Raw genomic sequence first — 14,484 nt, forward strand, 5'->3', positions numbered from 1 at the left:
AAGAGCGATCTCTATGTCAGCCCCACCTCGATGGCGCAGTTCCCGACCGGTCCGCTGCTGCCCGCCGGCCTGGTCGACCAGATCGCGGCGGTGCCCGGCGTCGCCGCGGTCAGCCCGTCGCAGATGGCCTTCGCCACCCTCGGCACCGGACGGGTGATGCTGCAAGGCTTTTCGCCGTCGGCCCGCGACACTCGAATGTCCATGCTGACCGACGAGGTCGCCGCGCGCCTGTCCGCCGGTGCGGGCGTGGCGATCTCGCGCGATATCGCGAAGTCGCTCGGCATCGGCGTCGGCGCGCGGTTGACCCTGCCCACCCCGACCGGCGAGCGCAGCGTCACTGTGCTGCAGGTGATTCCGTACTTCTCGGCCGTGTCCGGAGTCGTCATGATGGACCTCGACCAGCTGCGCACCTGGTACGAGCGCCCCGGCGAGACGATGGTCGCCGTGGAGTTCGCGCCCGGCGCGGACCGGGCCGCGGTGCGCGCGGCCGTCCGGCGGCTGGTACCGCCGGAGATCACCGTGGACACCGGGGCCGAGGCGGTGACCGCCGCCGCCTCCAGCATTCGGCAGGGCTCGGCGATGAGCAACGCCATCCTCTGGATCGTGGTGCTGGTGGCCACGGTCGCCCTGCTGAACACGCTCATGCTGTCGGTGCTCGAACGCCGCAGGGAACTCGGCGTGCTGCGGGCCATGGGCACCACCCGCCGGTTCCTCATGCGCTCGGTGCTGGCCGAGGCGGCCGGGATCGGAACGGTCGGCGCCGCACTGGGTCTCGTGGTCGGCGTCGCCGTCCAGTACCTGGCCACGATCGCCATGGCGCACGCGCTCACCATCGACATCGTCTACCGGCCGAGTCCGATGCTGCTGGTCTACGGTTCGCTCGCGCTGGCCCTCGCGCTGCTCGGCTCGATACCGCCCGCCCTGCGCGCGGCGCGGATGCCGATCGTGGAGGCATTGGCCGTCGACTGAAAGGCGTTGGCTACAAGGGCAACTGGGCGAACCACGACTTGAACTTCGACTGGGTCAAGCCGAAACCGGAGTCCGGTTGGGAGTCGGTGAGCGTCACCTTGGCGTAGAACAGGTAGCTCGATCGCGCCGGGTCGGATTCGAAGCTGACGACCAGGAATCCGTCCGGGAAGCCGCTGCCGGACTTCTGCCATCGATAGGTGGTGTAGGACTTGCCGCCGTTGCGCTCGGTCGACTTGGTGTTCGACGGCAGCGCGCGCGCCGCCGCCGCGGCGTCCTCGGGCGAGGCGAAGGCGACGGCGATGAAGTCGGGCTCGTTGATGGGCACGCCCCAGCAGTTCCAGCCGGTCTGCCACTTCGGGAAGGCGGGCACGTCGTCGTCGCTGGACACCTTGTTGTCGGACTTGGCCGTCTGCAGGAAGCAGGTCTTGTCGTGATAGCCCTTGCCGCTGCCGAATCCGAACTGGGTGTCCACACCCTGCGGCAGGATCTCCGGGAACGCCTTGGCGACGGTCGACGGCTCCGCGGGCGTGCCCGCCGCGGGCGGCTTGCCGAAGTCCAGCGGTGACGCCGAATCCGACTTTCCCAGTGTCGCTATCGCGACGCCCGCCCCGACGAGCACGACCACCACGATCAGCGCGATCGCCACGATGAGGCCGGTGTTCGAGCGACGAGCGGGCGGCGGGTATGCGGGGCCGGGTGGGGCGTAGCCCATCGGCTGCGGGAAGCCTTGCCCGACACCGGAATTAGGCGGCGAGTAGCCGCCCACCTGATTGACCTGCGAATACGGCTGCCCGACAGCGGCATTCGACGGCGCGGCCGCATAGCCGCCGGACGGCGGGAACTGCTGCCCCGCACCTCGAGTGGACGGGTACTGCGGCGGCGCGGTGTAGGCCGGGGCCGCTGTCGCGAGCGGCGTCGCGTACGAGGGCGCGGAGGCCGGGTACTGTCCCTGGCTCGGCGGCGGAGCCACCATCGTCGGCGCGGGCTGCGGGATGTATGGCAGCTGTGGCGTCTGACCGGAGAGGGCTTGCCGTGCGGCAGCGGCGAACTCGGCGCAGGACGCGAAACGGTGATCGGGGCGTTTGGCCATCGCCACCGCGATGACCGTGTCCAGCGCCTGCGGCAGGCCGGCCCGGCGCGCGGTCGCGGACGGCGGCGGCAACTGCAGGTGCCCGCGGATGATGTCGGCGGGGGCGGGCGCGTCGAACGGCGCGATCCCGGTGAGCAGCCAGTACAGCGCGCACGCGAGCGAGTACTGGTCGGAGCGGTGATCGAGGTGCGCGCCGGTCATCTGCTCCGGCGAGGCGTAGGCCAGCGTCGCGGTGAACATGCCGGTCTGCGTCAGGTGCGTGGAATCCTCACGCAGCCGGGCGATTCCGAAATCGGTGAGGAACACCCGCTCGCGATGGCCGCCGGTGGACCGGGCCAGCATGATGTTCGCCGGTTTCACGTCGCGGTGCAGCACCCCCATGCCGTGCGCGTAATCCAGTGCGCCCGCGACACCTTCGATGATCTGCACCGCGCGCTCGGGCGGCAGGTTGCGCGGATCGACCGTCGCCGCGTCGACCCCGTCGACGTACTGCATGGAGATCCACAGCTGATCGTCCTCGGTGCCCCGGTCATACACCGCGACGATATTGGGGTGATCGAGCTGCGCGGCCAGGTCGGCCTCCCGCTCGAACCGCGCCCGCACCTCGGTGTCGGTGAACAACTCGCGATTGAGCAACTTCAGCGCGGTCTGCCGGGGCAGCCTGGGATGGCGGGCCAGATACACCGATCCCATGCCGCCCTGGCCGAGCAGCTTCTCGATGGTGAATCCCGCGAAAACCTCACCGCTGGTCAGCAACGCATTCCCTTCAGGTCGACCGCGGCCCCCGGATGTCACGTCCGAGCGCGTCATACAGAGCTTGGAGCATAGCGGGTAACCCTGTGGCCACGCGGTTTCGAATTCTCAGGGAAAATCGGTGAAACTATGGAGGAGACCAGACGGCCTCACGCCCGGTTACCGATCGGGTCGACCCGATGAGCTAAATTTTGCACCGCCGACTGACAGCGATGACACGCAATGATGGTGGTGGGGAGGACGCGTGGTGAAGTCGACGGGAACAGGCTCCGCGCTGCGCGGTCTGCTGCGCGGCACCGCTGTGGTCGCAGTGCTCGGGCTGACCTCGTGCGCGCTGTTCCCCGGCGACCGGCACCACGCGGACCGGCCTGCCGTGGTCGTCGACACCGCCGGATCGTTTCGCCCCGGGCTCTCGGTCTCCATCCCCGACTCGCTCGCCGCCGACTTCACCCAGCTGCAACCCACTCTCGGCGGTCAGGTCGGCCTGGCGATCATGCCGGTCGGCGGCGGCCGGATGACCATCTTCGGCGACTGGACCAGCGGCATCGCCTGGTCCACCATCAAGGTCCCGCTGGCCATCGCCGCACTGCGGCACGACTCGGACACCAGCATCTTCGAAGACGCCGAGGCCGCGATCACAGTGTCGGACAACGATGCGGCGGAAGAACTCTGGCAATCGCTCGGCGACGGCATGGCGGCCGCGCAGGCGGTGCAGGAGGTGCTCGACGAGGCGGGCGACTCCACCACCGGCGTGGCCGGGCCGCGAACCAAGCTGGACTACACGGCTTTCGGGCAGACCGAGTGGACGCTGGCGAACCAGGTGCGCTTCGCCTCCCGGCTGCCGTGCCTGCCGCAGACCTTCAAGGTGACCGAGCTGATGTCGGAGATCACGCCCGACCAGGCTTGGGGGCTGGGCACTTTGGCGGGCTCGGCGTTCAAGGGCGGCTGGGGGCCGGACGACGACACCGGCATCTACACGGTCCGCCAATTCGGCGTGGTGCCGACGCAATCCGGGATGGTCGCCGTCGCCCTTGCGGCACAGGCCGATTCGGGCACCTACGACGACGCCACCGCCATCCTGAGCCGGATGGCCGTGCTGCTCGGCCGGCACCTGTCCGAGCTGCGCGGCGGCACCTGCGCGCAGTGAGCGTAGTGGTGCCCGAGACGCACTCCGCCACCGCGTGCTCCGACTTTCAGCACTGCGTGTTCCCACGCACCAGCGCTGCGCGTTCCGGCAGCGCCGCACGCCGCTCGGCCGGCAGCACTGCTCGGCTCAGCCGGGAGTGACCAGCCCCGATTCGTAGGCCAGCACCACCGCTTGCGCGCGATCACGCAGGTTCAGCTTCGAGAACACCTTGGAGACATGCGTTTTCACGGTCTGCTCGGCGACGAACAAGGACTCCGCGATCTCGGTGTTCGACATCCCCTTGGCGATCAACTCGAGCACCTCGCGCTCGCGCGGCGTCAGCGAGGCCAGCGCGGGCGCCGGCTTGGCGCGGGTGGCCGAGCGGCGACGGGTGACGTCGGCGATGAGCCGCCGGGTGACCGTCGGGGCGAGCAGCGCCTGACCGTCGGCGACCACCCGGACCGCGCGCACGAGCTCCTCGGCGGGCGCGTCCTTGAGCAGGAAGCCGCTCGCGCCGATGCTCAGCGCCTCGTACACGTAGTCGTCGATGTCGAACGTGGTGAGCATCAGCACCCGCACCGGCGGGTCGAATCCGGCGGCCAGGATGTGCCGCGCCGCGTCGAGCCCGTTCATCTCCGGCATGCGCACGTCCATCAGAACCACGTCGGGCCGCAGCCGTTTGGCCTCGGCGACCGCGATCTTCCCGTCCGACGCGTCCCCGACCACGCTGATGTCGGTCTGGGCGGCGAGCAGGGCACCGAAGCCCTGCCGCACCATCGCCTGGTCGTCGGCGATCAATACGGTTATTGCCACGGACCTACCCTAAGCGGACCCGCCCGAGGTCAGCGAGACGGATCAGTTTCCGGCCCCACCGAGCAGCACCGAGTCGAGGGTCACCGACATGTTCAGCGGAATGCGCGCGTGCACCTCGAATCCGCCGTCCTCCAGCGGGCCCGCGGTGAGCTCGCCGCCGACGGCGACGGCCCTGGCCTGCATGCCCGCGATGCCGTGGCCCCCGTTGCCGACGGGCCGGGCCACCGTGGCGGTCGCGCCGTTGCGGACGATGAGCTCCACGATCGGCCCGACGCGCAGGTGCACCTGGATCGGCGCCTCCGGCGCGTGCCGTGACGCGTTCGACAGCGACTCCTGGGTGATCCGGTACAGCGCGAGGCCCGCGCCGTCGGGGACGGTCTCCAACTGTCCGTCGATCGTCCACGCGATCCGCACGCCGGCGCGCAGCGCGCCCTCGAACAGCCCGGGCACGTCGACGGCCTTGGGCTGCGGGGTGTGCTCGGGGGCCTGGCCGTCGCTGCGCAGCACGCCGAGCATGCCGCGGATCTCGTTGAGCGCCTCGCGGGCGGTGGCGCCGATGGACTCGAATTCCGCACGGGCGGCGGGGGTTACGCCCTCGACCCGGTACGGCGCGGTCTGCGCCTGCACCACCACCAGCGACATGTGGTGGGCCACCACGTCGTGCAGGTCGCGGGCGATGCGCGCCTTCTCCTCCAGGATCGCCCGCCTGGCCCGCTCGACCTCGGTCTCCTCCTCCTGCTGCACCAGCTGCCTGCGCGACTGCAACAGCCACCGCACGAGCAGGCCGAACAACACCACCGCGCCGAGCGCGATCGGCCAACCCCACACCGAACTGGCCAGGTCGCCGCCCTCGTTCGACATCGTGGTGCCGAGCAGCAGCGAGGTCGCGATCCAGGCGACGCCGATGATCGGCACCGTCGCCCGCACCGCCACCGCGAGCAGCAGCACGAACAGCGACAGGATGTGCACGACCTGCATCGGCATGTCGTTGTTCGGCTGGTGCGGGATGGCCAGCGAGATCAGCATGCCCGAGCCCGCGGAGATCGCCCAGCCGAGCGCCGGGTTGACCCGCACGAGCAGGACGGGGAAGGCGGCGAGCGCCGCGAGGAACGGCTGCACCGCGATCGGCACCGCGTGGGTGACGTGCAGCGTCGGCCACGCCACGGTGAAGAAGATGAGGGCGACGAGCACCGTCGTGGCGTCGAACCACATTCGCCCGTTCATCCGCTTGCGCTGGGCACGGATCTGCTGCTTCATAGCTACGACCCTAGAAAGTCCAGCGTGCTGCCACGTCATACCCCCGGGTGATTTCGCACCCCGTACCCAGGTGCGAGGCCGCGACCGGGCTCACCCGCGAGCGGTGGCACCGAAACCGGTCTCCGGCGTGAGGCCCGCGAGCGGGGCGGATTCCTAGCGTCTAGCCCATGAGCACACCGACCACCGCACGGCCCGCGACGACGCGGCCGGCACCGGCCGCAGGCGCCGCCGATTCCGCCACCGCCACAACCGGTTTCGTGACGCGCCGGGCCGCCGCGCTGACCGCGGCGGCCCTGACCACCATGGCCGCCACCGTGTTCCTCGCGCCCGCCCCGCACGCCGCGGCGGCGAGCGCGTCCGCGCCGGTGGAGAGCGCCTTGGCCGGCGCGGCGATCACCGAGCTGACCTCGGGCGGACCCGGATCGCTTGCCGCCATCCCGGACGACTTCCCCGCCGAGTTCGGCTACCGGCCGAGCACCCTCGACGGACTGGTGGTGAACCCGCAGGGCGACTGCTCGTCGCCGGTGACGCTGCCCGCGGAGTTCGAGACCGCGTGCAAGGCGCACGACCTCGGCTACGACCTGCTGCGCTACGCCGAGCAGCGCGGCCAGACGCTCGGCCCGTGGGCGCGGCAGGCGCTGGACAGCACCCTCGATCGGCACATGCACGAGTCGTGCGAGAGCCGGGTCGATCCGTTCTCGCGGGCCCGATGCAACGCCATGGCCACCATCGCGAGCACCTTCGTCGACCTGAACTCGCGGCGTCAGGGCTACGGCGCCCCGATCGCCGAGTCGGGCTTCGGCCTGGCTCAGGCGGGCTCGGCGAGCAGCTGGCAGTTGCTCGGGGTGATCGGCGCGGGAGTGGCCGGCCTCGGCGCGGTGCTCACGATGCGGAACAAGAAGCGGACTCGGCCGAACCCGATGCGGGTCGGCACGGCGGCACTGGGGGTTCAGGCATGACCAGCACACTGTCCCGACCGGCCGACGCCCCGGCCGACGGAGCCGCTTTCGGCTTCGAGGATTCGCGCGAACGAACACCGTTGCGCCGGGCCGACTCTCACTGGCGGCAGCGGGTCACCGCGGCGGCGCAACGGTTCTCACGGCCCCGCGTCGGCACGACGCTCGCGATCGGGGCGGGCACGCTGGCTTCGCTCGCGCCCGGTCTGCTGCCGCGTACGCCGGGCGCGCAGGCGATCCTGACCGGATTGCTCGTCGCGCTGGCGCTGGGCATAGCGGGGATCGTTCGATTCACGCTGCGGCGCTGCGGTTTCGACACCGATCGCCGGCTGTCGCGGCTTCGACGGCCCGCGCTGGTGGCGACGTCGGCCTTGGTCGTCGGCGCGGTCGCCCATGCGTGGCATTGGCAGAACATGGTGCGGGCGGCGATGAACACGGCCGCCGTCGGGGCCGACTACTGGCCCCGGTGGCTGATCGAGTCGGCGCTGATCGTAGGCGTGTTCGCCGGGATCGCCCGAGCGACGGGCTGGGCACTGCGCACACTGGGCTGGGCGCGCGGGGTTTCGCTCGCCGCGGTGGCGACGGCGTTCCTGTACCTCGTCGCGGCCCCGGCGCTGGTCGGGTGGCGGCAGGCGTCCTACGCCAGTGCCAATGCCGAACTGGATCCGGCTCTGGTGCAACCCTTCTCGGACACCAGCTCGGGCGGAGCGGGCTCCGAGGTGAGCTGGGCGTCGCTCGGCGCGGAGGGGCGCAAGTTCGTCAGCGGCCCGGGCCCGGCCCGGGTCTACGTCGGGGTGGAGTCGGCGCCCGACCTGGATTCCCGTGTCGCGCTGGCCGTTCGGGAGCTGGAGCGTTCCGGCGCCTTCCAGCGCTCGAACCTGGTGGTGATGGTGCCGACCGGCTCGGGCTGGATCGACGGCAACGCCGTGCGGGGCCTCGATCAGCGCTTCGGCGGCGACGTCGCGCTCGTCGGCCTGCAGTACTCCTACGCGCCGAGCTGGGTGACCTTCGTCTTCGGCCGCGACGAGGCGGTCGCCGCCGCGCGGGCGCTGTTCACCGCCGTCGAGCACCGGATCCGCGCGCTAGAGCACAAGCCCGCGCTCTACGTCTACGGACAGAGCCTCGGCGCCCTCGGCGGCAGCTCGGTCTTCGCCGACGACGCGGATCAGAATCGCCGCACCTGCGCCGCGCTGTGGGCCGGGCCGCCCGCCGGACAGGTGCACCGCGCCGGGGCGACCGTGCTGAGCAACAGCTCGGACCCGGTGGTGCACTGGTCCCCCGCGCTGCTGTGGCGCGCGCCGGACCTGACCGGCGCCCGCACGGACGCTCCACGGCCGCAATGGCTTCCGGTGGTCAGCTTCGTACAGACGACCGCCGACCTGCTCGCGGCCCTCGACGCGCCCGCCGGCCACGGCCACCGCTACGGCGTAGACCAGGGCACCGCCATGGGCACCTGCTGACGACGCCCGCGGCATAGAACATGTTCTAATTGTGCCCATGGCATTCGTCATCGACGTGACCGTAGACATCGACGCGCCCGCCGAACTCGTCTGGCAGGTGATCACCGACTTCGACCGCTACGGCGAGTGGAACCCCTTCGTCAGCGAATGCCGCAGCTCGCTGGTCCCCGGCGAGCCGATCGACATGCTGGTGCACCTCGGCTCTCGCCCGCGCCGTCAGCGCGAGTACATCCGCTCGCACACTCCGGGCCGCGAGCTGAGCTACGCGATGAAGCCGGTTCCGTTCGGCGCGCTGCACAGTCTGCGCTCACACACCGTCACCCCACTCGACGACGACCGCACCCGCTACGAGTCCCACTTCGAACTCGACGGCTGGCTGCACCCGCTCGTGGTGGCATTGCTCGGCAAGCACCTCCGGCGCGGCTTCGCGGGCATGACGGCGGGCGTCGAGGAACGGGCCGAGTCGCTCCGCGCGGGTTGACCCGCGCAGGCGGGCATGACCAACCCGAGCGCGGCGGCTGATTCCTTCCGCCTTGCACACCACGAGAACGTGTGCAGGAGCGCATTTTTCTATGGTCAGGCGCGCAGGAAGGCCAGCGCCGCGTCGAGTGCCGCGTCGGCGTAGGACTCCGTGAGGCCGCCGAGACCGAGGGACCAGCGGCTTTGGATGGGGCCGAGGAGTAGATCGGTGGCCAGTTCGAGGTCGAGGTCCTGGCGCAGTTCGCCGGACCGCACGCCGGCGGCCAAGCGGTCGGCGATGGCGGCGCGCTCGGGGAGCAGCAGGCGCTCGCGGTAGGCGGCGCCGATCTCGGGGTCCTGCTGGATCTCGATGTAGAGCGCGCGCAGGAACGACTCGAAACCGGGGTCGGTGAGCGCGGCGACCGAGCCGCGCAGCAGGGCGCGCAGATCGGCGGCGATATCGCCGGTGTCGGGGAGCGCGAGACCCTCTGGGCCCGAGTCGAGTTCGAGCATGGCGTCGAAGACGACCGCGCCCTTGGACGGCCACCAGCGATAGATGGTCTGTTTGCCGACTCCGGCGCGGGCGGCGATGGCCTCGACGCTGAGTTTCGCGTAGGGCAGTTCACGGATGAGCTCGGTGGCGGCGGCGAGAATCGCGGCGCGGGCGCGTTCGCTGCGGCGCGCGGCGCTGGGCGTGGCGGGCATGTGGTCAGGGTAACAGCAACGAGACGATACGTCTCGTATTGACATCCGGGCGCCGGCTAGGCATGATCGTCCAACGAGACGGGGCGTCTCGCGACGAAAGGATCATCCGCATGACCAGAACATGGTTCATCACCGGCGCCAACCGCGGACTCGGCCGGGCCTTCACCGTGGCCGCGCTCGCCGAGGGTGACCGCGTCGTCGCGACCGCTCGCGACCCGCGCTCCATGGCCGACCTCACCGATGAGCGACTCACCGTGCTGCCCTTGGACGTTCGCGACCGCGACGGCGTGATCGCCACCGTCGACAAGGCTTTCGCGCTGACGGGCGCCATCGACGTGATCGTCAACAACGCGGGCTACGGCCTGGTCGGCGCGATCGAGGAACTCACCGAGGCCCAGATCCGCGACCAGATGGACACCAATTTCTATGGCGCGCTGTGGGTTTCCCAGGCGGCCGTGCCGCACCTGCGCGCACAGGGCTCCGGCCACATCGTGCAGATCTCGACCGTCGGCGCGGTCGGCAGCCTGCCGCTGTTCGGCCTGTACAACGCCAGCAAGTGGGCGCTGGAGGGCTTCAGCGCCTCGCTCGCCGACGAGTTGCGCCCGTTCGGCATCGCGGTCACCCTCGCCCAGATGGGCGGCTTCGACACCGACTGGGCCAAGACGAGCATGAAGTTCGGCACGGCGCTGCCCGCCTACGAACAGGTGCGCACCGGCATTCTCGGCATGCCGGACTACCCGGACCCGAGCGCGCCGCCGCCCGCGTCCGACTACGAGTCCGAGTGGAAGGAGGCGGCACCGGAGGTCGGCGCGGCCGGACTCATCGCGCTGGTGAACGAGGCCGATCCGCCGGTCCGCAAGATCATCGGACCCGGCGCGCACCAGATGGTCGCGATGGCACTGGACCAGCGCCGCCAGGACTACTTGAAGGACCCGGAATTCACCTGGCCGGCCTGACGATTCGGGTTCGGCCGATCGCACGGCGTCCGGATTCGCTTGGCGGCCTGATGATTCGGATCGCTCTGGCCGTCTCACGATCCAGTGCACCGGGTGGGCACTTCACCTACTTCGTCGGGACTTCACAGCCGGTTTCGGTGCGAAGTCCCGACGAGGAGGTGCGAAGCCCGTCAGGCGATGGGGCCCCGGGCCGCCTCATAGGCCGCGCCGACGCGGTAAAGCCGGTCGTCGGCCAGGGCCGGGGCCATGATCTGGAAGCCGACCGGGAGCCCGTCGTCCTTGCTCAGGCCGGACGGGACCGACATCGCTGGGTGGCCCGCCAGGTTGGTCGGCAGGGTGCACAGGTCGGACAGGTACATGGCCAGCGGGTCGTCGACCTTCTCGCCCAGCTTCCACGGCGTGAACGGGCTCGTCGGCGAGACCAGCACGTCGACCTGCTCGTAGGCCTTGTCGAAGTCGCGCGCGATCAGCGTGCGAACCTTCAGCGCCTGGCCGTAGTAGGCGTCGTAGTAGCCGGCCGACAGCGCGTAGGTGCCGATCATGATGCGGCGCTTCACTTCCGGGCCGAAGCCTGCGGCCCGGGTGGCCGCCATGACCTGCTCGGCGCTGTGCGACCCGTCGTCGCCCACGCGCAGCCCGTAGCGCATCGCGTCGAAGCGCGCCAGGTTCGACGACACCTCCGACGGCATCACCAGGTAGTAGGCGGACAGGCCGTATTCGAAGTGCGGACAGGACACCTCGATCACCTCGGCGCCGAGATCCTTCAGCACCGCGACGGCGGCGTCGAACGACTCGAGGACGCCCGGCTGGTAGCTGTCGGAGTGAAGTTCCTTCACCACACCGACTTTCACGCCGCTGAGGTCGCCTTTGGCGCCCTCGCGGGCCGCCGCGACGACCGGCGGCACGGGCACGTCGCGCGAGGTGGAGTCGCGCGGGTCGTAACCGGCGATCACCTCGTGCAGCAGCGCGGTGTCCAGCACCGTCCGGCCGCAGGGTCCGCCCTGATCCAGCGAGGACGCGCACGCGACCAGGCCGTAGCGCGAGACCGTGCCGTAGGTCGGCTTGGTGCCGACGGTCGCCGTCACCGCGGCGGGCTGGCGGATCGAGCCGCCGGTGTCGGTGCCGATGGCCAGCGGGGCCTGGTTCGAGGCCAGCGCGGCCGCGGAGCCGCCGCCGGAGCCGCCGGGGATGCGCGTGGTGTCCCACGGGTTGCGGGTCGGGCCGTAGGCGGAGTTCTCGGTGGACGAACCCATCGCGAACTCGTCCATGTTGGTCTTGCCGAGGATGGGGATGCCCGCCGCGCGCAGCCGGGCGGTCAGCGTCGCGTCGTAGGGCGACACCCAGCCCTCGAGGATCTTCGACCCACAGGTGGTCGGCATGTCGGTGGTGGTGAAAACGTCCTTGAGCGCCAACGGAACTCCGGCCAGCGGCGAGGCGGGCGCGGTGCCGGCGGCGAGCGCGGAGTCCACCGCGGCCGCGGCCTCGAGCGCCTGCTCCCCCGCCACGTGCAGGAAGGCGTGGTACTCGCCGTCGACCTCGGCGATCCGATCCAGATGCGCGCGGGTGACCTCCACCGAGGACACCTCGCCGCCGTGGATCTTGCCGGCGAGCTCCGCGGCGGAAAGCCCGGTCAGCTCAGTCATTCTGCCTCTCCCAAGATCTGCGGAACCACGAACTTCTGGTCCTCGGCCGCGGGCGCGCCGGACAGCGCCTGACCCGGCGTCAGGCAGGGCACGACCACGTCGGGCCGGGTCACGTTCGTCGTCGGATTCGGGGACGCGGTGGCCGGGACATCGGCGGCGGCGACCTCGGAGATGGATCGCACGTGGCTCAGGATCGAATCCAGCTGGCCGGCGAACTGATCGAGTTCGGCTTCGGACAGCGCGAGCCGGGACAGCCGGGCGAGGTGTGCTACCTCGTCACGGGAGATGGCGGGCACCGCGGGACCCCTTTCGGCTTCGGTTTCAACAGTTCACATCGCGTGACCACGACGTAATCGCGTAGACAAGCACCGCTCTCGCAGACAAGCCACACAACCCGTACAGCCTAGCCAGTGACGGTGCGGCCGCAGCCGCCGCCCATGTCGGAGCTCGGCGGTAGGCTGGTCTCGCGGCGCACGGCACCGATTCGGTCGCGCCTTGTGCCGATCTCCACCGGCGCGGTCCGACGACACGGTTTCGCGAACTAGCTCGACACGCCGTATTGTCACGAAATCGCCGCGTGGCGTACATCACTGGTGTTACTTCGGGTCGATAACCCGGCCCCAGGGGTGTAAGTATTGCGTGACCCGGGTATCCGTTCAGAGCCTCGGCCGCCCTAGGAAAGGAACGCACGTGTCGTATCTGCTCCGCGTGCAACTTCCGGATCGACCGGGAAGCCTCGGCGCTCTCGCGCTCGCCCTCGGCTCCGTCGGCGCCGACATCCTCTCGTTGGACGTGGTGGAGCGCGGGGCCGGTTTCGCCGTGGACGATCTCGTGGTCGAGGTGCCGCAGGGCGCGCTGCCCGACACGTTGATCACCGCCGCCGAGTCGATCGGCGACGTGCGCGTCGACTCCATCCGCCCGTACTCCGGCGTGCTGGACACCCACCGCGAACTCGAACTCATCGACCAGGTCGCCAGCGCCAAGGACGACCGGCTGCAGGTGCTCGTCGACGGCGTGCCGAGGGTGCTGCGCGTCGGCTGGAGCACCATCATCGACATGGGCCCGCAGGGCGCCTACCGCGTGGTCGGCAGCCCGAGTGCGCCGGAGACACAGGCGGGTTCGGCACCGTGGATGCCGCTGGAGAAGCCGGCCATTCTCGACCCGGAGTCCGAGTGGGTGCCCGAGATCTGGCGCGACATGGACACCAAACTCGCCGCCGCGCCGCTCGGCAACACCGGCAAGGTGCTGCTGCTCGGCCGCCCCGGCGGCCCCGATTTCCGCCCGTCGGAGGTCGCGCGCCTCGGCTACCTCGCAGGCATCGTCGCCACCGTTCTCGGCTGAGTCGTTCGTTTCAGGCCGCCAGGTCCAGCCGCAGGACGGTGAGGAGTTCGCCTGCGGGAGTACGCCAATCGCGCTCGGGGGCGCGCACGAAACCGAAGCGGTCGTAGATGCGGCGGGCATCGGTCATGGCCGGCATCGTGGTAAGCGCTACGGCACCGAAGTTTTCGGCCCTCGCGGTGTCGATCACGGTGCGTACCAACGCCGTTCCCGCCCCCAGTCCGCGGGCCGTCTTGGCCACGGCGAGCATGCGGAACTCGAGCTCGCCGGGCAGCGCGATCTCCGCGTAGGGCGTGCCGGGCCGGGCGACGGTGAGCGAGCCGACGACTCGATCGGCGTGCGTGGCCACCAGGATCTGCGCGGACGCGCCGCGGTGCGCGGTGTCGGCCAGCTCGGCCGCGTACGGGCTACCCGGGCGGACGAAACCCTCGCCGACATAGACCTCGACTGTCAGCTCCGCCACCGCCGCGTACTCGTCCGCGCGGGCCGTGCGGATCACCAAGCCCGCGTTCCCCGCGCCGCTACCTGCCTTGTCCATACCCGGCATCGTGCCATTCGACGTAGAACGGTCTACGTCACACATGCACCTCAGGAACCGAGACCGGCCCCGACGATGCGCCAGCGCTCCGGCTTGCCCGCCGGGTACGCGACGGTGAGGACGTCGCCGATCGCCGGCCAGGCGTTCACGTCCCAGGCGAAGCGGCCGTAGACGACGGCGCCCTGCACCGTGGGGCCGGTCACGTTGCCGGTGATGGTCACGTACTGCTCGCCGGTCAGGTCGTGCGGCCGCGGGCTCACTCCGGTGATGTAGAGCGTTCCGGTCTCCGCCTGCGCGGGCGGTCGCGTACCGCGCCCGCGCAGATAGATCGCGACCGTACCGACCAGGGCGACGATCATGATCAGCAGCATTCCGAACTCCAGCATGCCCGCCATGCTATTGCCCTCGGCGGACGAACCCG

General features: G+C 70.5%; 15 protein-coding genes. 7 read left to right on the forward strand and 8 right to left on the reverse strand.

Going from position 1 to position 14,484, the window contains the following annotated elements:
* On the forward strand, window positions 1–969 hold a 969-nt coding region (locus ON39_RS23425), incomplete at its 5' end, for an ABC transporter permease (protein ID WP_040737623.1).
* Between the two features lie 10 nt (window positions 970–979).
* Here ON39_RS23425 and ON39_RS23430 read toward each other — a convergent pair.
* Window positions 980–2,815 (reverse strand): serine/threonine-protein kinase, encoded by a 1,836-nt coding sequence (locus ON39_RS23430; RefSeq protein WP_051186952.1) that lies wholly within the window; start codon window positions 2,813–2,815, stop codon window positions 980–982.
* 241 nt (window positions 2,816–3,056) lie between these two features.
* Here ON39_RS23430 and ON39_RS23435 point away from each other — a divergent pair, with 241 nt between their 5' ends.
* A complete protein-coding gene (locus ON39_RS23435) occupies window positions 3,057–3,959 on the forward strand; it encodes a serine hydrolase (RefSeq protein ID WP_040737624.1) in 903 nt (300 codons plus the stop codon).
* A gap of 126 nt (window positions 3,960–4,085) precedes the next feature.
* Here the strand turns inward: ON39_RS23435 and ON39_RS23440 are convergent, their stop codons facing one another.
* Both ON39_RS23440 and ON39_RS23445 read right to left on the reverse strand, forming a co-directional pair.
* A complete protein-coding gene (locus tag ON39_RS23440; protein ID WP_040737625.1) occupies window positions 4,086–4,751 on the reverse strand; it encodes a response regulator in 666 nt (221 codons plus the stop codon).
* 42 nt (window positions 4,752–4,793) lie between these two features.
* The gene (locus ON39_RS23445; protein WP_246002938.1) at window positions 4,794–6,008 is read right to left on the reverse strand and encodes a sensor histidine kinase; all 1,215 of its coding nucleotides are present in this window, start codon (window positions 6,006–6,008) and stop codon (window positions 4,794–4,796) included.
* Window positions 6,009–6,175: 167 nt separating this feature from the next.
* Here ON39_RS23445 and ON39_RS23450 point away from each other — a divergent pair, with 167 nt between their 5' ends.
* From ON39_RS23450 to ON39_RS23460, 3 genes are read left to right on the forward strand one after another with little or no spacing between them, the layout of a single operon-like run.
* Window positions 6,176–6,967, forward strand: coding sequence for a hypothetical protein (locus ON39_RS23450; RefSeq protein ID WP_051186953.1), 792 nt, complete (start codon window positions 6,176–6,178; stop codon window positions 6,965–6,967).
* Complete coding sequence (locus ON39_RS23455) at window positions 6,964–8,424, forward strand: alpha/beta-hydrolase family protein (protein WP_083894646.1); 1,461 nt, start codon at window positions 6,964–6,966, stop codon at window positions 8,422–8,424. Before ON39_RS23450 ends, ON39_RS23455 begins: the two co-directional genes overlap by 4 nt.
* 37 nt (window positions 8,425–8,461) lie before the next feature.
* Entirely contained in the window at window positions 8,462–8,905 is a 444-nt protein-coding gene (locus ON39_RS23460) for an SRPBCC domain-containing protein (RefSeq protein WP_040737626.1), read from the forward strand.
* A gap of 95 nt (window positions 8,906–9,000) precedes the next feature.
* Here the strand turns inward: ON39_RS23460 and ON39_RS23465 are convergent, their stop codons facing one another.
* The gene (locus tag ON39_RS23465; protein WP_040737627.1) at window positions 9,001–9,588 is read right to left on the reverse strand and encodes a TetR/AcrR family transcriptional regulator; all 588 of its coding nucleotides are present in this window, start codon (window positions 9,586–9,588) and stop codon (window positions 9,001–9,003) included.
* Between the two features lie 110 nt (window positions 9,589–9,698).
* Between ON39_RS23465 and ON39_RS23470 the strand changes: the two genes are divergently transcribed.
* Window positions 9,699–10,544: an SDR family NAD(P)-dependent oxidoreductase gene (locus ON39_RS23470; RefSeq protein WP_040737706.1), complete on the forward strand. Its 846-nt coding sequence runs from the start codon at window positions 9,699–9,701 to the stop codon at window positions 10,542–10,544.
* 170 nt (window positions 10,545–10,714) lie between these two features.
* Here the strand turns inward: ON39_RS23470 and gatA are convergent, their stop codons facing one another.
* Both gatA and gatC read right to left on the reverse strand, forming a co-directional pair.
* Window positions 10,715–12,187 (reverse strand): Asp-tRNA(Asn)/Glu-tRNA(Gln) amidotransferase subunit GatA, encoded by a 1,473-nt coding sequence (gene gatA, locus ON39_RS23475; RefSeq protein ID WP_040737628.1) that lies wholly within the window; start codon window positions 12,185–12,187, stop codon window positions 10,715–10,717.
* Window positions 12,184–12,483: an Asp-tRNA(Asn)/Glu-tRNA(Gln) amidotransferase subunit GatC gene (gene gatC / locus ON39_RS23480; RefSeq protein WP_040737629.1), complete on the reverse strand. Its 300-nt coding sequence runs from the start codon at window positions 12,481–12,483 to the stop codon at window positions 12,184–12,186. Before gatC ends, gatA begins: the two co-directional genes overlap by 4 nt.
* A gap of 394 nt (window positions 12,484–12,877) precedes the next feature.
* Here gatC and ON39_RS23485 point away from each other — a divergent pair, with 394 nt between their 5' ends.
* Window positions 12,878–13,528 carry an ACT domain-containing protein gene (locus ON39_RS23485; RefSeq protein WP_014987212.1) on the forward strand — a complete coding sequence of 217 codons (651 nt, stop codon included), beginning with the start codon at window positions 12,878–12,880 and terminating at the stop codon, window positions 13,526–13,528.
* A gap of 10 nt (window positions 13,529–13,538) precedes the next feature.
* Here ON39_RS23485 and ON39_RS23490 read toward each other — a convergent pair whose 3' ends face one another.
* Both ON39_RS23490 and ON39_RS23495 read right to left on the reverse strand, forming a co-directional pair.
* Window positions 13,539–14,063 (reverse strand): GNAT family N-acetyltransferase, encoded by a 525-nt coding sequence (locus ON39_RS23490; RefSeq protein ID WP_051186954.1) that lies wholly within the window; start codon window positions 14,061–14,063, stop codon window positions 13,539–13,541.
* Window positions 14,064–14,113: 50 nt separating this feature from the next.
* On the reverse strand, window positions 14,114–14,449 hold the full coding sequence (locus ON39_RS23495) for a hypothetical protein (RefSeq protein WP_040737708.1): 336 nt from the start codon (window positions 14,447–14,449) through the stop codon (window positions 14,114–14,116).
* Window positions 14,450–14,484 lie beyond the last annotated feature (35 nt).

Source organism: Nocardia tenerifensis NBRC 101015 (assembly GCF_000308715.1).
GTDB lineage: Bacteria > Actinomycetota > Actinomycetes > Mycobacteriales > Mycobacteriaceae > Nocardia > Nocardia tenerifensis.